Raw genomic sequence first — 24,465 nt, 5'->3', positions numbered from 1 at the left:
ACCGTTCTCCGGGCCATCTCCCCTGACGCCGAGGAAAGTGGACCCGCCGAGCAGGAGCTGGTGGGCTTGACTCGCTACAGCTGGGGAGTGACGTTGCTCCAGCTGCCGACCGACGCACAGAGTTTCCTCAGCCTGTTCGAGCGGTCCTGGGACAGCGTGGTGGACGACCTCCACGGGTGGTGTGGTGGATTCCGTGCCCGACCGGAATCGGTCCAGCGGCCGCTCGAGACGGTCTTCGGTCATCTCGGGCTGCTCCTGATCACCCTTGTGTCTCTGCGGCACTCCGATGAATACCGCCATCCCCGCAAGGAGGTGGGCCCGGACGGCGGGCATGGGCAGACCGGTCACGATTGCGACTCGTTGTGCGTGCCGCTGGTGCGGGACCCCGCCGTGCGCCGGGCAATCGCCGAACATTACAGTCCGGATGCCTGGATCCCGGGGCACGATACGAGCGAGATCGAGCCGAGCGCCTCGGCCCGTAGTGAGTGGAACAGCATCGACTTCGACACGGTCCGGTTTCACCGACACGGCACCACCTCGTTCATCCTGGCGGGTTACCCGGCCGGGGCGGCACATGGACGACGTCGGCAGCTCGCGCTGAAGTGCCTGGTATATCCATTCTTGCAGGTGCCGACGATCGTCAGAAATACCGCGGAGTACTATTCCAAGTACGGCGTGCCCAGCCGCGATCTGCGACATCTGGTGCAGATCTGGGCGAGCAGCGCCAGCTGGATCCTGATGGATTATGTTCCGGGGGAAACCCTCGCCGAGCATCTCGACCGCCGGCGCGGCAACACGCCGGGGTCGGCTTCCGCCGACCGAACGACTCGGCGACCCGCAGCCGCGGCGCGCGAGATCGAAATCGACGTGCTGGCCGATCTTGGCCGGGAGCTCTTCGCTGCAATGGCTGAGCTCGAGCAGGCCGGGCTCCGGCATTGCGACCTGTCCCCGTCGAACATCATCGTCGCGAGTGGCGAGGAAGGAGCGCGTCCCTCCTTCATCTTCATCGATCTCGGTGTCAACTACCTCTACACCCATGCCCTTCCGGGCATCGGAGGTCCGGACGCAACCTATGTCGCGCCCGAACTCAGGGCCGGCGGCACCGGCACGAACAGAACCGATCTCTATTCGGTCGGTCAACTACTTGTCGCCATCTCCGGCGCACCCGGCGGATCCGACGGCACGGTGCCGGACCTCTTCTATGCCGAGACCCCGGTGATGGCCCGGTTCATCGAGGACCTCGTTGACGGCGAGCCGACCCGCCGGTTGCTGCTCTTTCGGCCGGATCCGCCTCCAGCCCCCCTCTACCCACAGCTTCGCCGATTCTTCGACGAGGAACTCGCCGCCATGGCGGCTACCCGCCGTGGACGAGTCGGCCAGGTCAGAATTCGGTGGCTGGCCGCCCTGCTCGACCTCTTCATGCCGCTGGCCGGAGCGCCAGCCCGGCAATGGCAGGTCTGGCGGATCCGGCGGAGTCAGGGGCTCTACCGGCATCCTCGTCGTAGCATGCACATCCGTTGGCTCCTCACTGCTTCATGGCTGTCGGCGGCGGCCTGGTATGTCGCGGCCACGGTCCTGGTCACCTGGTGGCTGCGTGACCTGGGCTGGGATTGGGGGAACCAGGCGATCGCCTTCCTGCAACAGGCGACCGGAACCCCGTCAGACAGGTTTCCCTACCTCGATGACCTGCGGCAACCGGACTACCCGATCTCCGATTTTGCGGAGAACCTCCCGGTACGCATGGTCGGCCTGAGCTTCCTCCTGGTCGGTGCGCGCTACTACCAGAACCTCTTCGCCGGGTTGACCCCTTTGGTAGCCGGCCTGCGCCAGGGGTGGCTGAGTCTGCTCGCCATCGTCGCCGAACTGCACATGCGGCTCTTTGCGGTAGCTGCCTTCCTGCTCGTCCTGCCACCGACGCTGGTGCAGGGGCGGTGGTGGTCTGTCTTCACGCCGGTCGGGGTTCTCTTCGTGTTCATCTGCAACTGGTCCTGCCTGTCCTTCGCCCGGCTGGCGCTACGGCGCGCCAAGGCGGCGCAGCTTTCGACCGTTCCGGCCGGCCGTGTCGCCGGCCTTGATGCTTTCAGCGGCTGGACACCATCGGCGGCGTTCTATGCGGTGACCTGCGGGGTAATTGGCACGCTGATTTACCTCGATCTGGTCAAAGACGTCTATGTTTATGCCGGCGCGGTAACCGCCATCAACACCGTTCTCTTTTACGTCATCAAGTGCAGCGGTCGTAGTGCCGCGGACGTCCGGACCGGGCTGGGGAGGGCCTTTCTCGCCGCCGAACGTCTCCGCTACGCGGCCGAAGGCCGAGTGCCCAGGCCACGTGTCGGTGACTGAGCCCCGTGCGCGTGGGCGGAAAGACGGGTGAGCATCGGCGGACACCGCCGGAGGGGCCCCTGGTGCGGGACCCCTCCGGTCAGTGCCCGGCGTGCCGGATCGTCACTTCCTGAGCAGTCGCACCTGCACGGTCTGGCTCGCGCTCTGCTCCGTCGCGGTGCCGAACGCGACGGTGACCGTCACGTCGAGCCGCCCCGCCTTCACCAGCTCCTTCCGGTAGGCGGGGTCGACCGTCACGGTCAGCGTGACCGTGCCCGCCTTGCTCACCTGCTTCGTCACCGCGACCACCTTGTCGCCGGTGAGGGTGAGCGTGCCGGCCGTGTTGACGGTGGCGGCGATCGTCGCCGTGCCCGCCTTGGCGTCGGTGGTCACCTTGCCGAGCCGCACCGTCGGTGCCGGCGTCACGGGGGCGACCTTGCCCACCACCGCCTTGGACAGCGTCGCCCGCCCGGCCGAGTCGACGACCAGCGCCTGGAGCTTGACCTGCCGGCCGGCGTCCCTGGCGCTGGGTGTCCAGTCGAACAGGTACGGGGCGACGGTGCTGGTGCCGACCCTGACGCCGTTGACGAGCAGGGTCGCCGACGCGATGGCGAAGTCGTCGGTGCCCCGGATCAGCGGGCGCACCGTCGTCCCGACCCGGAACACCGCGCCCTGCCCCGGGTCGGCGACCTGGGCCCACGGGGCGCGGTCGGCGACGCGGCCCACCCCGGTCGGCACCGCCTTCGGCGGCTTCGGCAGCCGCTTGGCGAGGGTGACGGTGGCCGCGCCGGTGCTGTCGGGGCCGGAGACGGCCTCGATTCCGGCGCGCGGGTCCGCCGGGCCGCCCGCGAGCGGCGCGCGCTTGCCGAGGTAGCTGCCGGTCACCGCGAACGGGGCTGCCTCGCGTACGCCGGTGTTGTCGGCGTTGGCGTTGTAGACCGCGTACCCGTTGCCGGTGATGACGTCGCCGGAGGCGGTGAGCGCCCCGGCGGTGTCGGTGCCGGCGTCGGTCAGCAGGATGCCGTAGGACTTCTCCGGCGCGGGCGGGTGGTAGTTCCCGGTGATCCGGCTGTCGTCGACGAAGCCGGTGACCCCGCTGGCGTACTGGATGCCGACCTGCGGGAACACGCTGCTCGACGCGCCCGTGACGACCGTGCCGGTCACGTAGCCGTGGTGGCGGACGCCGGTCCGGGCGGTGTTGTCCGGGCTGCCGTCCGTGCCCCGCGCGCCGTCGAACAGGATGCCGCCGGACTGGTAGCCGGTGACCACGCTGCCGGTGACGGTCACCTCGCTCTCGACGGTGGCGACGCCCGCCCCCCGGATCACGCCGGTCTTGACGATGCCCCAGCCGTGCGGGTGCTCGGCCAGCTCCTGCGCGGTGGTGGCGGCCCGCAGCGGGCCGACGACGCTGTCCGCGACGCGACCGGCCGCGCCGAAGAAGGCGATGCCCGCCTCGGCCCACACGTTGCCGGAGGTGACGGTGACGCCGGAGATGTCGACGAACATCTCGTTGGTGTCGGTCGAGCCGAGCGACTGCCGCGACACGGTGATCACGTTGCCGCCGCCGTCGCGCAGGTAGGGCTGGTCGCCCGCGAGGGTGCCGAGCGACTGGTCCGGCTCGATGGTCACCTTGTCCGCGCCCGCGCCCTTGATCTTCAGGGGCTTGGTGATGGTGAGGCCGTTGCGCGCGCCGGCCTGCACGGGGTTGGACGCGTGGTGCACCGGCGTCGAGGACTCCCGGTAGACGCCCGCGCAGACCACGATCGTGTCCCACGGCGAGGCGTGGTCGACGGCCGCCTGGATCGAGGCGAACTGGGCGGTCGGGCACTGCCTGCCGTCGTCGTCGACGGTCCAGGTGGTGTTCCCGCGCGGGTTGGCGACCGGGTCGACCAGCGCCACCTTGCCGGGGGTGTTGTCGTACGCGGCGAGGTAGGTCGCCGGGTCCGGGCCGCCGAGCGCCGACTTGCCGTAGCCCGCGCCGTTGGCGTGGTTGCCGTCCGACAGCAGCCGCGCCCCGGCCGCGCTCTCCTGGAAGCGCACGTCGGCGAGCTGGATCGAGCCGGACTTCGGCAGGTCGCCCGCCCCGAAGCGGAGTTCGAGCTTGGCCAGGGAGCCGACGTCGACGCCCTGCGCGGCGAACTCGCTCAGCGGCACGCGGATCTGGTCGAGGACGATGTGCGTGTTCGGCGTGTTCGTGCCGGTGGACATGTGCAGGGCGTTGCCCCAGCGCGGGTCACCGGCGTCGACGGTGGCCTCGTGCCCGGCCGTGTCGCTCAGCGCGATGACGAAGCGCTGCGTGGTCGACGTCGGGTCGTACGACGTGGGCAGCTCGTTGGGCCAGGCCGGGCTGGTCGGGGTGCCGTCGACGGTGGTGTCGCGGGTGTTGTCGCCCCGGTTGTCGGCGCCCGGGTTGCGGGTGTCGAAGAAGTTGACGGCGGCGCTGAGGGCCAGCGCCTTCAGGCCCCGTACGTCCTTGGACGCGGCCGGGATCGCGGCGGTGAGGGTGGCGGGGGAGGCCGGCTCCCAGGCGAGGGTGAGCTGCCGGCCGTAGGAGTGGTTGATCGGGCTGTTCTCGCGGGTGGCGTTCTGCCCGCCGAGCGCGCCGGCCGCCGGCAGCGGGCAGGGCTTGGCGGCGGTCGGCAGCCCGGTCTTGCCGAGCTGCGCGGGCGCGAAGTCCTGGGGCTCCGGGTTGCACCAGTCGTAGCCGCCGGCCGTCGCCGCCGGCTTCGGCGCGACGCCGGCCGCCTGGGCGTACGGGTCGGCGAAGCCGCTGCCGGTCAGCGGGCCGCCGAGGGCGTTGAGGCCGAGGGGGTTCTCCACCTCGGGGCGGATCACGTCCACCCGCTCCTGCGGCGCGGCGAAGTAGCTGGTGTTGACCCGCTCGTTGCAGGGGATGGCCAGGCCGGACGGGCTGGTCGGGCAGGCCGTCGCCGGAACCTGGAGGCCGCTGGCGGTGTTGGCCAGCTCGCCGGTCAGCCAGGGCTGGAACGCGCCCTCGCCGCCGACGTAGCGGCGGAAGAAGGCGGCCATCGTGGCCAGCCCCAGCTTCTCCTGGTCGCCCATCCGGGCCGCGTCGCCGGAGAACTTGGTGTTCACGGCCGGGTTCAGCGGGTCCGAGTTGTCGATGGCGTAGTTGAGGTCGGGGTCGGTGTAGCTGGCCGCGCCGCTGAGCCGCAGGTTGTGCGGGTGGATGTTGTTCGTCGCGAACGGGGCCGAGTTGCCGCAGGCGGCGTCGTTGTTGCCCTGGCCGTCCGCGCCGCCGTCGGCGTACCAGACGGTGTTGTACCAGTTGTGGATCGCGCCGAGGTGCTCGACCTGGATGCGGGGGAAGGGGTCGCCCGGGTTGACGTACTGGCTGCGCTCGAACAGCCGCGCGCCCTGGAGGTTGGACACGTCGCCGTCGCACATCGGCAGGATCGTCAGGTACGGCATGCCGTACGGTGCCTTGCGCTCGTAGTCCACCGGCGCGAGGGAGATGACGCCGCGCAGCGGGTAGCGCGGGCCGTCGGTGCGGATGCGGTTGTAGTCGATGAAGCTCGACACGGCGTCACCGCCGCGCGAGTGTCCCATCAGGCCGATGCGGGTCAGGTCGAGGCGGCCGGAGAGCGTGGTGCCGACGGTCGTGTGCTCGTCGACCGGCAGGCCCCCGGCGCGGTTGGCCGCGCTGAGCGCGTCCAGGGTGGCGGCGATGAGCATGCGCCGGCTGTGCATGCCTTTGCCCTTGCTGCTGTCCTGCCGCATCATCAGCTGGTCCTGCGACACCGAGAACGTCGTGTAACCCCAGGTGGCGAGGTTCTCCGCGAGGTAGGCGTAGCCGTTCTCGTTGTGCTTGAACTGGGCGCAGGTGAGCTGGGCGCTGTTCTGCCCGGAGTCGCACGAGCCGTGGTTGCCGTGCACCAGGACGATCAGCGGCGACGGCGTGGTGCGCTTGGCCCAGTCCGGCGTGTGGAGCTGGCCGCGGATCTCGATCTGCTCCGCCGCCTGCGCCGTCCCCGGCGTCGGGTCGGCCCCGGCGGAGTTGGGCTCCTGGATGTCGGCGAGGCCGAACTTGGCCTCCTGGACGGCCTGGTGACCGAACGGTCCGCGCGCCGTCGGGTCGGGCAGGCCCGCCGGCGCGGCGGGGGGCGGCGCGGCGGGGGTGGGGGATGCCGCCATGGCCGGGGCGGCCAGCGCGACCGGGGCCGGCAACGAGACGGCCACCGCGAGGAGAATACGCACGCTCCTCGATGTTCGTACCTTCAAAGTGTCTCCCCGGAAAGGAGTGGAAATGTTCAACGAGCGGGACGCTAACCAGCTCTCGTTTCTCCTGCGTTTCGTATGACATGCGTCTCGCGGCGCTGGAGAACCCGCCTCTACCAGGGGATATGTGTTCCTGACGGGAAGTCGGCCGCAACTGCGGCGATTGGGACTCCGGGGCTCTTCGCGACTCGTATCCGTGCCGGGAAACGGTGTGCCGGACGGCGCGATTCGGGTCGGCGCAATCCGTTGTGAATTGCGGTCCCGCGAATGGAGAGCCGTACTTGAATGTATTGCTGTCGTCGGTCGGCGCGGGGGCGTGCCGCGCGGGCCTCGGCCCGGGTCACGATCTACGCAACAGGGCCATCACGGGCAAGTAGTGCGCACGCCCGTGCACGTGGCTAAGGGGGCAGGGTGGCCAAGTCCGTGACGAGTTGGTGCAGGTCGGTGGAAAGATTTCGGGCAGATGACCGGACCGTGATCTTCTCGATACGCAGCTATTGGTGTCCGGGTCCCCGAGCGGTAGCATCCACATTCGTGACGGTCGCTGGGCGCGATTGTGTCGGTGTCGTCGCGAGCTGGCTTTGGCCTATTCGGCCGAATGTGGCGTACACAGGATCACTCGGTCCCGGCGACGGGCAGCCGTCGACCGATCGATCCGCCCTGCTTCCGGCTCTTGGCAGAGCCGTGTGACCGCTGGCCGGTGTTCCATTTCGGTGCAGGTCCAAATGCGTGGAACAATCATTCACGGCTGCGCCAGAACGAGGTAGAGATGGTTGCCATCCGGCAGGTCTCGGCGGATCAGAACAGCGAGTTGGCCGCCTGCGTCAGAGCCTGGCGGCACCGGCTGGTGCCCGAGGACCGGCAGGTCGTCCGCAGGCGTCGGGCCCGTCGGTCGACCGTCACCCAGGAGGAGATCGCGGAGATCGTCGGGGTGAGCGTCGTCTGGTACAGCAACCTGGAACGCGGGGTGCGGGCCAACTACTCGGACGCCTTCCTCGACGCGGTCGCCGAGGCGCTGCGCCTCGACCGGCGCGAGCGGGAGCTGCTGTACCTCCTGGCGGTCGGCCGGATGCCGGCGCCGTCGACGGTCGGCGCGACCGCCGTCGTCCTCGGCCCCGCCCTGCGCCAGTTCGTCGAGGGGCAGCGCTGGGCGACCTACGTCCTCGACCGGTATGCGCGGGTGGTGCTGCACAACGAGGTGTGCGAGGCCTATTATCCCTGGCTGCGCAGCGATCCCAGCTATCCCCGCTGGCTGTTGACCGACGCCGACGCGCGCCGCCGGCTGGTCAACTGGGAGACCGACTGGGCGGCGCCGCTGCTCACCCAGATGCGTATCGCCCAGGCGCTGCATCCCCAGGACGCGGGGATCGCCGCCCTGGTCGACGCCTGCCTGGAAACCAGTCCCGAGGCCCGTTGCCTGTGGAACGCCCACGCCGCGTACGGGTGCGCGTTGCGGTCCAGGCGGGGCATCCGGCTCAGCGAACACCGCACGACGCTTGTCGACGTCGTGACCCTCACCGATCCGAGCGCGAGTGAGCTGCAGATCGTCTCGCTGATTCCGGTGGCCGAGGCCGCGTAGCCGCCTTTCACCTCCCGCTTCCCCTCCGGCGATTTTCGCCGCCGCCGGCATCCGGCTGTCCGCGCGCCCCTGCGGAAACCGTTTACACCAACTGCCACTTGGTGAAAGTGGCAATTTCTGGCTGCCGTCGCTATCGCCCGGCAGGATTCTCCCCGGCCGCTTCCGGGGGCTATGTGGACTCCCTGCGGCATCGATGTGGACCGGAGGCGGATCATGAATCCATTCGACGATGCGGACGGCACGTTTCTGGTGCTGGTGAACGCCGAGTCGCAGCACTCGTTGTGGCCGGAATTCGCCGAGGCGCCGGCGGGCTGGACCGTGGCATGGGGGCCGGGCGGGCGCGACGACGCGCTGCGTTTCGTCGAGGAGAACTGGCAGGACATGCGGCCGAAGAGCCTCGCCCTCGCCATGGACCAGGCCGAGAACGCCGCGTCCCATGGGTGAGGACGACCAGCGCTGGCCGTTGAGCAGCGAGCAGCAGCGGCTGTGGTTCATCGACCGGTTGGCACCGGCCAGCGCCGCGTACCACGTTCCCGTGTCGTGGCGGCTGCGGGACGCCGTGCCGCTGCCGGAGGTCGTCGCCACCGTGGGCCGCCTGCTGGCCCGGCACGACGCGCTGTTCACGGCCTTCGAGGAGGTCGACGGCGAGCCGGTGCAGCGCCTGCTGCCGGGCCGCGAGCTGCCCCTGGAGGTCCACGACCTCACCGGCTGTCCGGCCGCCGAACGCGACGCCCGGTGCGCCGAGGTGGTGCGGGAGGTGTCCCGCCGGCCGTTCGACCTGGGCGCCGGGCCCCTGGTCCGCGCGGCGGTGTTCGCCGTCGACGACGACGTGCGGCTGCTCCACCTCACGTTCCACCACATCGCCGTCGACGGCCTCTCGCTGGAGATCGTCGAACGGGAGCTGGCCGCCGGGCTGGGCGGCGTTCCCGTGCCGCCCCCGGCGGCGGCCACGTACGTCGAGCACTGCGCCCGGCAGCGGGAATGGCTGGCCGGGCCGCAGGCGCAGCGGGACCTCGACCGGCGCGTCGAGCAGTTGCGGGGCGCACCGGAGCTGCTCGACCTCGGCCGGGACCGGACCCGGCCCCGGGACTTCACCTATCGCGGCGAGACCCTGCGGTTCACCGTGGACCCCGGCGTCCGGGGCCGGGTGCGGGCCCTGGCGGCGGGCCGCGGCGTCACGCCGTACGTGGTGCTGCTGGCGGCCTTCCACGTCTTCCTGCACCGGCAGACCGGGCAGACCGACCTCGTCGTCGGCTCGCCGGTCGCCGGCCGGGGGGACAGCCGCTTCCTGGACGTGGTCGGCCTGTTCGCCGGCACGATGGTGGCCCGCACGGACCTGGGCGGCGAGCCGACCTTCGAGGCCGTCGTGGCGCGCACCCAGGAGTCGGTGCTGGACGCCCTGGAGCACCTCGACGTGCCGTTCGACCGGCTGGTCAACCGCCTCGTGCCGCAGCGGGTGCCCAGCCACGGCCCGCTCGTGCAGGTGCTGTTCGCGTTCCACGAGACCGGGCCGGCGGCCGGGGCCGGCGTCGCGGGCGGAGCCGGGGCGGGGGCCGGCGCGTCGTTCCTCACCCGCGAGTTCGTGCCCACGGACACCGCGAAGCTGGACCTCACGTTCACCGTCTACGACGACGGCGACCGCTTCGACATCGAGATCGAATACTGCACGGACCTGTTCGGCCGCGACTCGGTCGAGCACTTCTTCCGGCACTGGTCGTGCCTGCTGGCGAGCGCGCTCGACCAGCCCCGGCTGGCGATCGGGCAGCTCGCCGCGATGGACGCCGCCGAGCGGTCGCTGATCCGGTCCTGGTCGGCGGCCCAGACGTCGACGGCGGTGGACCCGGCGGGTGACGACGCCGACCTGACGGTGCACGAGTTGGTGGGTCGGTGGGTGGAGGGGTCGCCGGGTGCGGTGGCGGTGGTGTGTGGGGAGGTGGTGTTGACGTATGGGGAGTTGGGTGTGCGGTCGGATGTGGTGGCGGGGTTGTTGCGGGGGTTGGGGGTTGGTGGGGGTTCGTTGGTGGGGGTGTGTGGTGGGCGGTCGGTGGAGTTGGTGGTGTGGTGTTTGGGGGTGTTGAAGGCTGGTGGGGCGTATGTGCCGTTGGATGTTGATTATCCGGCGGAGCGGTTGTCGTGGATGTTGACCGATTCGGGTGTGTCGGTGGTGTTGGGGGGTGTGGGTGCGGCGGGGCGGTTGCCGTCGGGTCCGTGGCGGGTGGTGGAGGTCGACGGGGAGGTCGCGGTCCCGGTTGACGAGGTGCCGTCGCCGGTGCGGGTGTCGGGGGACAGTGCGGCGTATGTGATCTACACGTCGGGCTCGACCGGCCGCCCCAAGGGCGTCACGGTGACCCACCGCAACGCGGTCCGGCTGTTCGCCTCGGCGGCCCGCGACTTCAGCTTCGGGCCCGACGACGTCTGGTCCATGTTCCACAGCTCGTCGTTCGACGTCTGCGTCTGGGAGACGTGGGGCGCGCTGGGCAGCGGCGGCCGGCTCGTCGTGGTGCCCTACTGGGTCTCCCGCAGCCCCGACGACCTGCACGCGCTGGTGCGGGACGCGGGCGTGACCGTGTTCAGCCAGACCCCGTCCGCGTTCGTCCAGTTCGAGGCCGCCGACGCCCGCCTCGCCGACCCGCAGCCGCTGGCGCTGCGCTACGTCGTCTTCGCCGGTGAGGCCCTGGAGCACGGGTCGGTGCGCCGGTGGGCCGCCCGGCACGGCTGGGACCGGCCGCGCTTGGTCAACATGTACGGGATCACCGAGACCACCGTGCACAACACGTTCCGCGAGGTCGGCCCGGACGACCTGACCCGCGCCCTCACCCAGATCGGCCGCCCGCTGGCGGACCTGGCGATCCACGTCCTCGACGGGAACCTGCGGCCCTGCCCGGTCGGCGTCACCGGCGAGATGTACGTCGGCGGGCCCGGGGTCGCCCGGGGCTACCTCGGCCAACCCGGGCTGACCGCCGGACGCTTCGTGGCGGACCCCGTCGGCGACGAGCCGGGCGCGCGCCTCTACCGCAGCGGCGACCTGGCCCGGTGGCGTCCCGACGGGACCCTGGAGTACGCCGGCCGCGCCGACAGCCAGATCAAGATCCGGGGCTTCCGGGTGGAGCTGACCGAGATCGAGGCCGTCGCCCACCAGTTCCCCGGCGTCACCGGCGCGGCCGTCACCATCCGGCCCGACGACGCGGGGGCCCCGCAGCTCATCGCGTACGTGGTGCCGGCGGCCGGGTCGGCGGTGCCGGTCGCCGAGCTGCGCCAGTGGCTGGCGGACCGGCTGCCCGACTACATGGTGCCGGCGCGCTTCGTGGAGCTGGCGGCGATCCCGCTGACGCCGAGCGGCAAGACCGACCACCGGCGGCTGCCCGACCCCGTCGAGGAGGCCCGCCCCGCCGGCAGCGGCGACTACGTCCCGCCGCAGGGCCCGGTGGAGCGGCGGCTCGCCGAGATCTGGGTCGACGCGCTCGGCCCCGTCCAGGTGGGCCGGCACGACAACTTCTTCCACCTCGGCGGCGACTCGATCCGCAGCATCCGGGTGCTCGGCGCGGCCCGCGCCAGCGGCATCTCCTTCGAGTTGCAGGAGCTGTTCCACCGCCCCACGATCGCCGAGCTCGCCGCCGCCTGCACGGTCGTCGACGTCCCCGACGCGCCGACGCGCCGCCCGTTCGAGCTGGTCGCCGCCGCCGACCGGGCCCACCTGCCGGGCGGGCTCGTCGACGCGTATCCGATGACCGCCCTGCAGGTCGGCATGGTCTACGAGATGACCCGCGACCCGGAGCGGCTGCCGTACCACAACGTCGACAGCATGAAGGTGCGCGCGCCGTTCGAGGCCGACGCCTTCACCCGGGCGGTCGCGCACGTCGTGCGCCGGCACCCGATCCTGCGTACGGCGCTGGCGCTCACCGACTACAGCGAGCCGCTCCAGCTCGTGCACGCCGAGGCGGTCCTGCCGGTCGGCTGCGACGACCTGCGCGGCCTCGACGAGGCGGCGCAGGACGAGATCGTCCGGGCCTACCTGGAGCACCAGCGGGTCACCCCGTTCGACCACGACCGCCCGCCGCTGCTGCGGATGCACGTGCACCGCCGCTCCGACGACGTGTTCCAGTGGACGCTCACCGAGCACCACGCCGTGTTCGACGGCTGGAGCCTGCACTCCACGCTCAGCGAGATCATGCGGGTCTACCAGGGCCTGCGCGACGGCATCGAGCCGACGGACCCGCCGCTGACCGCGCAGTACCGCGACTTCGTCGAGCTGGAACGCGCCGCCCTCACCTCGACCGAGACCGAACGGTTCTGGCGCGAGCGGCTGGCCGAACCGCCGGACACCCGGCTGCTGCGCTGGCCCGACGGGCCCGTGCCGGAGCTGCCCGGCGAGCAGCGCTTCGCGGGCGAGTGGTGGTATGCCACCGACGCCCGCCAGCGCTACGGCTCGGTGGAGACGGTGCTCAGCCCCGAGCTCTGCGCGGCGCTGGGGGACCTGGCCAACCGGTGCGGCACCCCGCTGAAGGCCCTCTTCGTCGCGGCCTGCCTGCGTACGGTCGGCTACGCCACCGGCGCGACGGACGTGCTGGTCGGGGTGACCGCCAACGGCCGGCCGGAGGAGGCCGGCGGCGACGACGTGCGGGGGCTGTTCCTCAACACGCTGCCGTTCCGGCTGGCGCTGCCCGACGGCACGTGGACGGACCTGATCGCCGCGGTCTTCGCGGCCGAGCGCGACATGCTGCCGCACCGCCGCTTCCCCATGGCCGAGATGCAGCGCCGGCTCGGCATGGACCAGCCGGTCAACGTCAACTTCGTCTACAACCACTTCCACGTGATGGCCGAGATGCTCTCCGGCCGGGGCACCGAGATCCTCGACGGCAAGATCGGCAGCTTCTCCACGGTCCGCGCCGAGCCGACGAACTTCCCGCTCAACATCGGCGTCGTCCGCGACCCCGTCTCCGACCGGGTGCTGCTGGCCATGGACTTCCACACCGACGCCGTCCGGGCCGAACAGGTCCGGCTGCTGCGCGACTGGTTCGTGGCCGCCCTGTGGGACATGGTGACCGCGCCGGACCGCCGGTACCTGCGCGAGCCGCTGGCCGGCGCGGCGGAGCGGTCCCTGCTCGCCTCCTGGTCGGCGGCGGCCGCGCCGCCCCCGGAGCCCGCCGACCGCGCGCTGCTGGTGCACGAGTTGGTGGGTCGGTGGGTGGAGGGGTCGCCGGGTGCGGTGGCGGTGGTGTGTGGGGAGGTGGTGTTGACGTATGGGGAGTTGGGTGTGCGGTCGGATGTGGTGGCGGGGTTGTTGCGGGGGTTGGGGGTTGGTGGGGGTTCGTTGGTGGGGGTGTGTGGTGGGCGGTCGGTGGAGTTGGTGGTGTGGTGTTTGGGGGTGTTGAAGGCTGGTGGGGCGTATGTGCCGTTGGATGTTGATTATCCGGCGGAGCGGTTGTCGTGGATGTTGACCGATTCGGGTGTGTCGGTGGTGTTGGGGGGTGTGGGTGCGGCGGGGCGGTTGCCGTCGGGTCCGTGGCGGGTGGTGGAGGTGGACGGGGAGGTTGTGGTCCCGGTCGCCGCGGCCTTGCCGCCGGTGCCGACAACGGCTGACAGTGCGGCGTATGTGATCTACACGTCGGGGTCGACCGGCCGCCCCAAGGGCGTCACCGTCCCGCACTCCGCCGTCGCCCGGCTGCTGCACTGGGGCGCGGAGTTCCTGGCCGCCGGCCCCGACGACGTCTGGTCCATGTTCCACAGCTCGTCGTTCGACTTCTCCGTGTGGGAGATCTGGGGCGCGCTGAGCACCGGCGGCCGGGTCGTCGTGGTGCCCTACTGGGTCTCCCGCAACCCCGAGGACTTCCACCGCCTCGTCACCGACGCCGGGGTCACCGTGCTCAACCAGACCCCCTCCTCGTTCGCCCAGTTCGAGGACGTGGACTCCCGCGCCGACCGGCCCCACGCGCTGCGCTGGGTGGTCTTCGGCGGCGAGGCCCTGGAACACGCCTCGGTGCGCCGGTGGGCCGCCCGGCACGGCTGGGACCGGCCGCGCCTGGTGAACATGTACGGGATCACCGAGACCACCGTGCACGTCACCGCCCGCACCCTCGGGCCCGACGACGTCGGCGACGGCCTCAGCCGGATCGGCCGCGAGGTGGCCGGCCTCACCGCGCACGTCCTCGACCCGATGCTCGTGCCCGTGCCGCCCGGCGCGGTCGGCGAGCTCTACGTCGGCGGCGCGCGGCTGGCGCGCGGGTACGTGGGGCGGCCCGGGCTCACGGCGGAGCGGTTCGTCGCCGACCCGTACGCCCGCCCGCCCGGCGGCCGGCTGTACCGCACCGGCGACCGGGTGCGGCTGCGCCCCGACGGCGACCTGGAGTACGCCGGCCGCGTCGACAACATGGTCAACATCCGGGGCTTCCGGGTCGAGCCCGGCGAGGTCGAGGCGACGATCGCCCGGCACCCGGGCGTCGGCGCGGCCGTCGTGGTGACCCGCCCCGACGAGGCGGGACGCGCCGGGCTCGTCGGCTACGTCACCCCCGCCGGCCCCGCCACCCTCACGGCGGCGCAGGTGCGCGAGTGGCTGCGCCACCAGCTTCCCGAGTACCTGCTGCCGGCGCGGCTCGTGGTGCTCGACGCGCTGCCGCTGACCCCGACCGGGAAGGTCGACCGGGCGGCGCTGCCCGAGCCCGAACTCGACGGGTCGCTCACCGGCCCGGCCCCGCGTACCCCGGCCGAACGCATCCTGTGCGACCTCTTCGCCGAGCTGCTCGGGGTGCCCGAGCTGGGCATCGACGGCAGCTTCTTCGGTCTCGGCGGCGACAGCATCATGTCCATCCAGCTCGTCAGCCGAGCCCGCCGCGCCGGCCTGCGACTCAAGCCGAAGGACGTCTACCAGCAGCGCACCGTGCGCGCCCTGGCCGCCGCGGCGACCACCGTGGACGGCGTCGACGTCGGCACCGCCGACGACGGCACCGGCACCGTGCCGCTGACGCCCATCATGGCCTGGGCCCGGGAGGAACTCGGCGGCCCGCTGGACGCGTTCAGCCAGTCGATGCTGGTGCGGGTGCCCGCCGGGCAGACCGTCGAGCGGGTCCGCGAGGCCGTGCAGGCGCTGCTCGACCACCACCCCGCGCTGCGGATGCGGGCCCGCACCGGGCCGGGCGACGCGTCGTGGGAGCTGGAGATCCCACCCGCCGGGGCGGTACGCGCCGACGACTGCCTGCGCGTCGTCGACCTCGCCGACGCCGACACGGCCGACCGGCCGGCGCTCATCGCCGCCCAGGCGCGGGCCGCCCGCGAGCGGCTGCGCCCCGCCGACGGCGTGCTCGTGCAGGCCGTCTGGTTCGCCGCCGGCCCGCACGTCGGGAACCGGCTGCTGCTGGTCGTGCACCACTTCGCCGTCGACGGGGTGTCGTGGCGGATCCTGCTGGCCGACCTGCGCGCGGCCTGCGCCGCGCTGGACGCGGGGCGGCCCCCGGCGCTGGAGCCGGCGGGCACCACGCTGCGCGCCTGGGCGCGGCAGGTCGCGGCGCTGGCCGGGGAGCCGACCCGCGCCGACGTGCCAGACCGCGCCGACGAGCCGACCCGCGCTGCGGAGCTGGCCGCCTGGACGCGGCTGCTGGACCGGCCCGACCCGCCGCTGGGCGACCGGCCCCTCGACCGCCGCGTCGACGTCCACGGGCGGCTGCGCAGCGTCTCCCGGACCGCGTCGCCGGCCTGCACGCTGGCCGCGCTGACCACGGCCCCGGCCGCCTACCGGACGGGGGTGGACGAGATCCTGCTGAGCGCCCTGGCGCTGGCGCTGCCGCCGTGGCTGGCCCGGCGGGGCCGGGGCGGCTCCGACGGGGTGCTGGTCGCCCTGGAGGGGCACGGCCGCGACGGGCTCGTGCCCGACGCCGACCTGTCCCGCACCGTCGGCTGGTTCACCCGCATCCACCCCGTCCGGCTCGACCCGGGCCCCGTCGACGGGGCGCAGGCGCGCACCGGCGGCCCGACCGTCAGCGCCGCCGTCAAACGGGTCAGGGACCAGCTCACCGCCCTGCCCCCGGCCGGCGGGTACGGCGTGCTGCGCTACCTCGACCCCCGGACCGGCCCCGCGCTCGCCCGGATGCCGGCCCCGCAGGTGGCCTTCAACTATCTCGGCCGGTTCCCCGCCGCCGAGCCGGACGACTGGGGGCCGGCGGAGGAGGGTTTCGTGCTGCGGGGCGGGGCCGACCCGGGCGACCCCGTGCCGCACGCCCTGGAGATCGGGGCCGTCACCGTCGACGGCCCGGCCGGGCCGCAGTTGCGTACCACCTGGTCGTGGCCGGCGGGGCTGCTGGCCGAGACCGACGTGGCCGACCTGGCCGACGACTGGCACGCCGCCCTGGAGGCCGTCGTGGCCAGCTCGGCCACGCCGTCCGCCGGCGGTCACACGCCGGCCGACCTGCCGCTGGTCTCGCTGACCCAGGACGAGATCGACGACCTTGAGCAGGAGCTCGCGGCGGAACAGGGAGCGGTGTCATGACGACGTCGAACATCGAGGACATCCTGCCGCTGGCGCCGTTGCAGGCCGGGATGATGTTCCACTCCTGGCAGGGCAGCGCCGGCCCGGAGGTGCAGACCGCGCAGCTCATCCTCGACCTGCACGGCCCGTTGGACGCCGCCGCCCTGCGCGCCGCGGCGGGCGGGCTGCTGCGCCGGCACCCCAACCTGCGGGCCAGCTTCCGGGAACGCCGCTCCGGCGCGCCCGTGCAGGTGATCACCACGGGGGCGGGCCTGTCGTGGACGGAGGTGACCGTCGAGCCGGGGGAGGACCCCGACGTCGCCCTCGCCCGGCACACCGAGGCCGACCAGGGCCGCCGGTTCGACCTGCGCCGGGCCCCGCTGATCGTGTTCCGGCTGATCCGCGTCGACGGCCACCGGCACCGGCTCGTCGTCACGTACCACCACATCCTGCTCGACGGCTGGTCCACGTCCCTGCTGATCCGCGAGCTGTGCGCCCTCTACGAGCACGGGGGCGACGGCGCGGCGCTGCCGCCGCCGGTGCCGTACCGGGACTTCCTCGCCTGGCTCGCCGCGCAGGACCGGCCGCGCGCCGAGGCGGCCTGGCGGGCGGCGCTGGCCGACCTGGACGGGCCGACCCTCGTCGCCCCCGCCGACCCGGCCCGCGCCCCCATCTGGCCGGGCAGCCTGCCCGGCGAACTCGGGCCGCAGGAGACGGCGGACCTCGTCGCGTTCGCCCGCCGGCACGACCTCACCGTCAACACCGTCGTCCAGGCCGCGTGGGCGCTGCTCGTCGGCCAGCTCACCGGGCGCTCCGACGTGACGTTCGGCGCGGCCGTGTCCGGGCGGCCCCCCGAGCTGGCCGGCGCGGAGAGCATGGTCGGCCTGCTGATGAACGTCGTGCCGGTGCGCGTGCGGCTGCGCCGCGACGAACCGCTGTCGGCGCTGCTGACGCGGATCCAGCACGAGCAGGCCCACCTCATCGAACACCACCACCTCGGCCTCGCCGACGTGCAGAAGGTCGCCGGGACGGGCGAGCTGTTCGACACCTGCGTCGCGTTCGAGAACTTCCCCGAGTCCGGGGAACTGCGCTGCGGGCCGCTGCGCGTCGAGGCGGGCGCGGACGACGCCGCCCACTACCCGCTGAGCCTCAACGCGGCGGCCGGCACCCGGCTGCGGCTGCGGCTGTCGTACCGGCCGGACCTGTTCCCGGCGGCCTTCGCCCGGGGCCTGCTGCGCCGGTTCACCCGGCTGCTGACCGACCTGCCCGCCGCGACGGCGACCCGCACCGGGCGGCTCGACCTGCTCGGCGTCGAGGAGCGGCACCGGCTGTCCACCCAGTCCCGCAACCCCGACCCGGTGCCCGTGGCGACCCTGCCGGCCCTGGTGGAGGCGTGGGCCGCCCGCACGCCCGACGCGGTCGCCGTGCGCTGCGGCGCGCGGAGGCTGACGTACGCCGAACTGAACGCCGACGCGAACCGGCTCGCCCACGCGCTCGTCGCCCGGGGGATCGGCCCGGAGCGGCTCGTCGCGCTCGCCCTGCCGCGCGGCGTCGACCTCGTCACCGCGATCCTCGCCGTCACCAAGGCCGGCGGCGGCTACCTGCCGGTCGACCCGGAATACCCGCGCCCCCGCGTCGAGCAGATGCTGGCCGACGCCGAGCCGGCCTGCGTCGTGTACGCCGGGGCGGACGCCGCGCCGGTGGCCCGCGCCGCCGCCGAGGCCGCCGGGCTGCCCCGCCTCGACCTGCGCGACCCGGCGCTGGCGGCGGAGCTGGCCGGCCGCCCGGACCGCGACCCGACCGACGGGGACCGTCGGGTCCCGCTGCTGCCGACCCACCCCGCGTACGTGATCTTCACGTCGGGGTCGACCGGCCGCCCCAAGGGCGTCGTCGTCACCCACCGGGGCGTCAGCAGCCTCGCCGCCACCCAGGCCGCCCACCTCGGCGTCGACGGGCGGGCCCGGGTCCTCCAGTTCGCCTCGCCCAGCTTCGACGCCTCCTTCTGGGAGCTGTGCATGGCGCTGACCTGCGGCGCGGCGCTGGTCGTGCCGACCGAGCGGCTGCTCGTCGGCGAGCCGCTCGCCGAGTGCGTCCGGGCGCACGGGGTCACCCACGCGACGCTGCCACCGGCGGTGCTCACCCAGCTCGCCGTGCAGCCGCTGCCGACCCTGCGCTCCCTGGTGCTGGCCGGCGAGGCGCTGCCCGCCGAGCTGGTGACCCGCTGGGCGCCGGGCCGCCGCATGGTCAACGCGTACGGCCCGACGGAGACGACGGTGTGCGCCACCGTCAGCGCCGACCTGCGCGCCGACCGGGTCGGGGCGGGGGCCGCCGTGCCCATCGGCCGCCCGGTGCGCAACTGCCAGGTGTACGTCCTCGACGACAGCCTCCGGCTCGTCCCCGCCGGGGTGGCCGGCGAGCTGTACGTGTCGGGGCGGGCGCTGGCCCGCGGCTACCTGCGCCGGCCGGGGCTGACCGCGACCCGGTTCGTCGCCGACCCGTACTCGGGGCCGGGCGAGCGGATGTACCGCACCGGCGACCTGGTGCGCTGGCGTCCCGACGGGGAACTGGAGTTCGTCGGCCGGGTCGACGACCAGGTGAAGGTGCGGGGGCACCGGATCGAGCCCGGCGAGGTGGAGGCGGTGCTGACCCGCCACGACGCGGTCGCGCAGGCGGCGGTGGTCGTCCGCGAGGTCGGCACGGGCGGCCGGCAGCTCGTCGCGTACCTCGTCGGGGCGGCGGGCGGACCCGCCCCCGACCCGGCGGCCGTGCGCGCCTTCGTCGCCGCCCACCTGCCCGAGTTCATGGTGCCGAACATCTTCGTGCGGCTCGCCGCCCTGCCGCTGACCCCCAACGGGAAGGTCGACCGGCCGGCCCTGCCCGCGCCCGGCCAGGAGCCCGCGCCCGGCGACGACCTGCCGGGCACCGCCACCGAGAAGCTGCTCTGCGACCTGTTCGCCGAGGTGCTCGGGGTGCCCACCGTCGGGGTGGGGGACAGCTTCTTCGGCCTCGGCGGCGACAGCATCTCGTCGATCCAGCTCGTGAGCCGGGCGCAGAGCGCGGGGCTGGCCATCCGGCCCCGGGACGTCGTCGCCCACCCGACCGTCGCCCGGCTGGCCGCCGCCGCCGACCTCGCCGCCGACGTCGCCGCCGACCGCACCCGCGACGCCGCCGTCGCCCGCGCCGCCGACGGGGTCGGCGAGCTGGACCCGACGCCGATCATGGAGTGGCTGCGGGCGGCCGGCGGGCCGGTGGACGGCTACTACCAGTCCATGGTGGTGCGCGTGCCCGCCGGGCTCACCGAGGCCGACCTGCGCGCCGCCGTGCAGGCGGTCCTCGACCGGCACGACACGCTGCGGATGCGGCTGGACCGGCCGTCCTGCCCCGACGGCCCCTGGCGGCTCGACGTGGCCGCGCCGGGCAGCGTGCCGGCCGCCTCGGTGCTGACCCGGGTGCCCGTCGACCCGGCCGACGAGGAGCCGGCCCTGCGGGCGGTCGTGGCCGCGCACGCCCGCGCCGCGCAGTCCCGGCTCGCGCCGGCCGCGCGGGTCATGCTCCAGGCCGTCTGGTTCGACGCCGGCCCGCAGGCCCGGGGCCGGCTGCTGCTGGCCGCCCACCACCTCGCCGTCGACGCGACCTCCTGGGGGATCCTCCTGCCCGACCTGGCCGCCGCGTGGGCGGCGGTGTCGGGCGGGGCCCGGCCCGAGCTGGCCCCGGTCACCACCTCGTACCGGCGGTGGTCGGCGCTGCTCGCCGAGGAGGCGACCCGGCCGGCGCGCGCCGCCGAGCTGGACCTGTGGCGCGGGGCGCTGGCGGCGGCCCCGCCGCCCGTCGGCACCCGCCCGGCCGACCCGGCCCGGGACACCGCCCGCACCGCCCGCAGCCTGGCCCAGACCGTGCCGGCGGAGCTGTCGGCGGCGCTGCTGCGCCGCGTCCCCGACGCGTTCCACGCCGGGGTCGACGAGGTGCTGCTGGCCGCGCTGGCCATCGCGGTCGCGTCCGAGCGGCCCGGCGGGCTGCTCGTCGACGTCGAGAGCCACGGCCGGCACCCGCTCACCGAACACGTCGACCTCGCCCGCACCGTCGGCTGGTTCACCAGCCTGTTCCCGCTGCGGGTGGACCCGGCCGGCGTGGACTGGGCGGACGTGTGGGCCGCCGGACCCGCCGTCGGCGTCGTCGTCAGGGAGGTCAAGGAGCGGCTGCGGGCCGTGCCCGACCACGGCATCGGCTACGGGCTGCTGCGCCACCTCAACCCGGCCACCGGCCCCGAACTCGCCGGGCTGGGCCGCCCGCAGCTCGGCTTCAACTACCTGGGCCGGCTCGGCGGCGGCGCGGCGGAGGCCGACTGGACGCCCGTCGCGGGCGACGCCCTCGGCGGCGACGTCGACGCGGACATGCCGCTGCCGCACGCCGTGTCGCTGAACGCCGTGACCGTGGACACCGCCGACGGGCCCCGGCTGCGGGCCACCTGGACGTGGGCCGGCGACGCCGTGCCCGAGCCCCGGGCCCGCGAGCTGGCCGACGCGTGGCTGCGCGCGCTACAGGTGCTGGCCGACAGCGCGGCGGCACCGGCGGCGGGCCGGATCCCGTCGGACTTTCCGCTGGTCGCCGTCGGGCAGGCCGAACTCGACGCCATCGGGGCCGAGTATCCGCGCCTGACGGACCTGCTGCCGCTCGCGCCGTTGCAGGAGGGCATCCTCTACCACGCCACGTACGCCGGGGCCGGCGCGGACGTCTACACCGCCCAGCTCACCCTGGAGCTGACCGGCCGGCTCGACCCGCAGGCGCTGCGCCGCGCCGCCCAGGGCCTGCTCACCCGGCACCCGCACCTCGGCGCGGCGTTCCGGCAGCGGCTCGCCGGCCCGCCGGTGCAGGTCATCGGCGACGGGGTGGCGGTGCCGTGGCAGGAGACCGACCTGTCGGCGCTGCCCGCCGCGGAACGCGACGCCGAGGCCGCCCGGATCGCCGACACCGAACGGCGGCGGCGCTTCGACCCGGCCCGGCCGCCACTGCTGCGGTTCAGCCTGGTCCGGCTCGCCGCCGAGCGGCACCGCCTCGACTTCACCCACCACCACATCCTCCTCGACGGCTGGTCGCTGTCGCTGGTGCTGCGCGACCTCATCGCCGGCTACGAGCACCACCGGGGGGCCGCCGCCGCCCCGCCGCCGCCCGCGCCGTTCCGCGACTACCTGGCCTGGGTGGCCCGGCAGGACCGGTCCGCCGCCGAGTCGGCGTGGCGGGCGGCGCTGGCCGGGCTGACCGAGCCGACCCTGCTGGCCGGGCCGGGCGCGGCGCACCCGACGGCGCTGCCGCGCGACGTCGACCTGGAGCTGGACGAGGAGCTGACGGCGGCGCTGACCGCCCTGGCCCGGGACCGCGGCGTGACCGTCAACACCGTGCTCCAGGGGGCGTGGGGCGTGCTGCTCGGCTATCTCACCGGCCGCGCCGACGTGGTGTTCGGCACCCCGGTCGCGGGACGCCCGCCGGACCTGCCGGGCGTCGAGCAGATGGTCGGGCTGTTCCTCAACACGCTGCCGGTGCGGGTGTGCGCCGGCCCGGGGGAGACCTTCGGTGACCTGCTGACCCGGCTGCACGGCGAACAGTCGGCCCTGGTGCCGCACCAGCACCTCGGGCTGGGCGCGGTGCAGCGGCTCGCCGGCACCCAGGGCGCACTGTTCGACACCCTGTACGTGTTCGAGAACTACCCCGTCGCGCTCGACGGCACGCCGGCCGTGGGCGACGCCCGGATCACCGCCGTGACGGGCCGCGACGCCACCCACTACCCGCTGGCCGTCGTCGTGCTGCCCGGCCGCCGGATGCGCGTCCGCGTCAGCCACCAGCCCGACCTGGTCGACGCGGCGACGGCGGCGGCGGTGCTGGAGCGGCTGGCGGCGCTGCTGCGGGCGGTCGTCGCCGACCCGGTGACCCCGGTGGCCCGGCTCGCCCCGCTCACCGGCGCGGAGCTGCGCCTGCTCGCCGCCGCCAACGACACCGCCCACCCGGCCGGGGCCGCCGCCGACCCGATGAGCCCGTTCACCCTCGCCGGGCTGGTCGAGGCGCAGGCGCGGCGCACCCCCGACGCGGTGGCCGTCCGCTGCGGCGACGAGGAGCTGAGCTACGCCGGCCTCGACGCCGCCGCCAACCGGCTGGCGCACCTGCTGATCGCGCGCGGGGCCGGCCCGGAGCGGGTGGTGGCCGTCGGGCTGCCCCGCTCCCCGGCCAGCCTCGTGGCGATCCTCGCCGCCGTGAAGGCGGGCGCGGCGTACCTGCCGGTGGACCCGGACTACCCGGCCGCGCGGCGGGCGCTGATGGTCCGCGACAGCGCGGCCGTCTGCGTCGTCGCGACCCGGGACACCGCCGGCCAGCTCGTCGCCGACGGCTGCCCCGCCGACCGGTGCGTCGCCGTCGACGACCCGGCCGTGGCGGACCTGCTCGACCGGCAACCCGCCACCGCGCCCACCGACCGGGAGCGGCGCGCGCCGCTGCGCCCCGGGCACCCCGCCTACGTCATCTACACGTCCGGCTCGACCGGGCGGCCCAAGGGCGTGGTCGTCCCGCACGCCGGCATCGTCAACCGGCTGCGCTGGATGCAACAGGAGTACGGGCTGACCGCCGCCGACCGGGTCCTGCACAAGACCAGCCTCAGCTTCGACGTGTCGGTGTGGGAGATGTTCTGGCCGCTGTCCACCGGCGCGGCGGTCGTCGTCGCCGACGCCGAGGAGCAGCGCGACCCGACCCGGCTGGCCCGGCTGATCGCCCGGCACCGGGTCACCACCGCGCACTTCGTGCCGTCGGTGCTCGCCGCGTTCCTGGCCGAGCCGGTCGCCGCGTACTGCGCCGGCCTGCGCCGGGTGATCTGTAGCGGCGAGGCGCTCGACCCCGACCTGGCGCACCGCTTCCACGCCGCCTGCGGCGCGGAGCTGCACAACCTGTACGGGCCCACCGAGGCGTCCGTGGACGTCACGCACTGGCCCGTGCCGGCCGGCGCACGCCCGGCGTACGTGCCGATCGGCCGGCCCATCTGGAACACCCGGGTGCACGTGCTCGACGGCTGCCTGCGCCCCGTACCGCCGGGTGTGGTGGGCGACCTCTACCTGTCCGGCGTCGGCCTGGCCCGGGGCTACCTGGGCCGGCCCGCCCTGACCGCCGAGCGGTTCCTGGCCGACCCGTTCGGCGGCCCCGGCGAGCGGATGTACCGCACCGGCGACCGGGCGGCCTGGGACGCCGCCGGCCAGGTGGTGTTCCACGGGCGCGACGACCAGCAGGTGAAGGTGCGGGGCTTCCGCGTCGAGCTGGGCGAGATCGACGCGGCGCTGGCCCGCTGCGCGGGCGTGGCCGCCGCGGCGACGACGGTCCGGGAGGACGTGCCGGGCATCCGCCGCGTCGTCGGCTACGTGGTGCCGCAGCCGGGGACCCCGTTCGACCCGGCCCGGCTGCGCGCCGAGCTGGCGGCGGGCCTGCCGGCGTACCTGGTGCCGGCGGTGCTCGTCGAACTCGCCGCGCTGCCGCTCGCGCCGAACGGCAAGCTCGACCGCGCGGCCCTGCCCGCGCCGCCGGCACCGGCCGCCGAAGCGGAAGCCGACGCCGGGGCGGTCACCGCCTGGGAGGCCCGGCTGTGCGCGCTGTTCGGCGAGGTGCTCGGCGTGCCCGCCGGGGTCGACGACGACTTCTTCGACCTCGGCGGGGACTCGCTCACGGCGATGCGGCTGGTGCACGGCGTCGAGGCGCTCGGCGTCGACCTGGAGGTCCTGCAACTGATGCTGCACCCCACCCCCGGCCGACTGGCCGCGCACCTGCCCGAACCGGTGCCGGCCCCCCGCACCCCTGCGCGCGAAGGTTCCGCCCCCACCCCTGCGAACGAAGGTTGACGACA

Annotated in this window: 6 protein-coding genes; 5 read left to right on the top strand and 1 reads right to left on the bottom strand. The window is 74.1% G+C overall.

All coding sequences use genetic code 11. The features are described from left to right. The first annotated feature begins 87 nt into the window (after positions 1–87). On the top strand, positions 88–2,343 hold the full coding sequence (locus HDA31_RS23125) for a protein kinase family protein (RefSeq protein ID WP_178063599.1): 2,256 nt from the start codon (positions 88–90) through the stop codon (positions 2,341–2,343). 102 nt (positions 2,344–2,445) lie between these two features. On the opposite strand, the gene HDA31_RS23120 is transcribed toward HDA31_RS23125, so the two are convergent. After that, complete coding sequence (locus tag HDA31_RS23120) at positions 2,446–6,540, bottom strand: alpha/beta hydrolase (RefSeq protein WP_246384446.1); 4,095 nt, start codon at positions 6,538–6,540, stop codon at positions 2,446–2,448. Positions 6,541–7,330: 790 nt separating this feature from the next. Between HDA31_RS23120 and HDA31_RS23115 the strand changes: the two genes are divergently transcribed. From HDA31_RS23115 to HDA31_RS23100, 4 genes are all read left to right on the top strand, one after another. Further along, entirely contained in the window at positions 7,331–8,140 is an 810-nt protein-coding gene (locus HDA31_RS23115) for a helix-turn-helix domain-containing protein (protein ID WP_178063601.1), read from the top strand. 213 nt (positions 8,141–8,353) lie between these two features. Next, positions 8,354–8,584, top strand: coding sequence for an MbtH family protein (locus HDA31_RS23110; protein WP_178063602.1), 231 nt, complete (start codon positions 8,354–8,356; stop codon positions 8,582–8,584). Continuing rightward, a complete protein-coding gene (locus HDA31_RS23105) occupies positions 8,577–16,616 on the top strand; it encodes a non-ribosomal peptide synthetase (protein WP_178063603.1) in 8,040 nt (2,679 codons plus the stop codon). Before HDA31_RS23110 ends, HDA31_RS23105 begins: the two co-directional genes overlap by 8 nt. Next, the gene (locus HDA31_RS23100) at positions 16,613–24,460 is read left to right on the top strand and encodes a non-ribosomal peptide synthetase (protein ID WP_178063604.1); all 7,848 of its coding nucleotides are present in this window, start codon (positions 16,613–16,615) and stop codon (positions 24,458–24,460) included. The genes HDA31_RS23105 and HDA31_RS23100 overlap by 4 nt, the downstream gene beginning before the upstream one ends. Positions 24,461–24,465 lie beyond the last annotated feature (5 nt).

Source organism: Micromonospora carbonacea (genome assembly GCF_014205165.1).
In the GTDB taxonomy this organism is placed as follows: domain Bacteria; phylum Actinomycetota; class Actinomycetes; order Mycobacteriales; family Micromonosporaceae; genus Micromonospora; species Micromonospora carbonacea.
The sequence above is the reverse complement of the archived record's forward strand: the minus strand, read 5'-3'. Positions and strand labels throughout refer to the sequence as shown.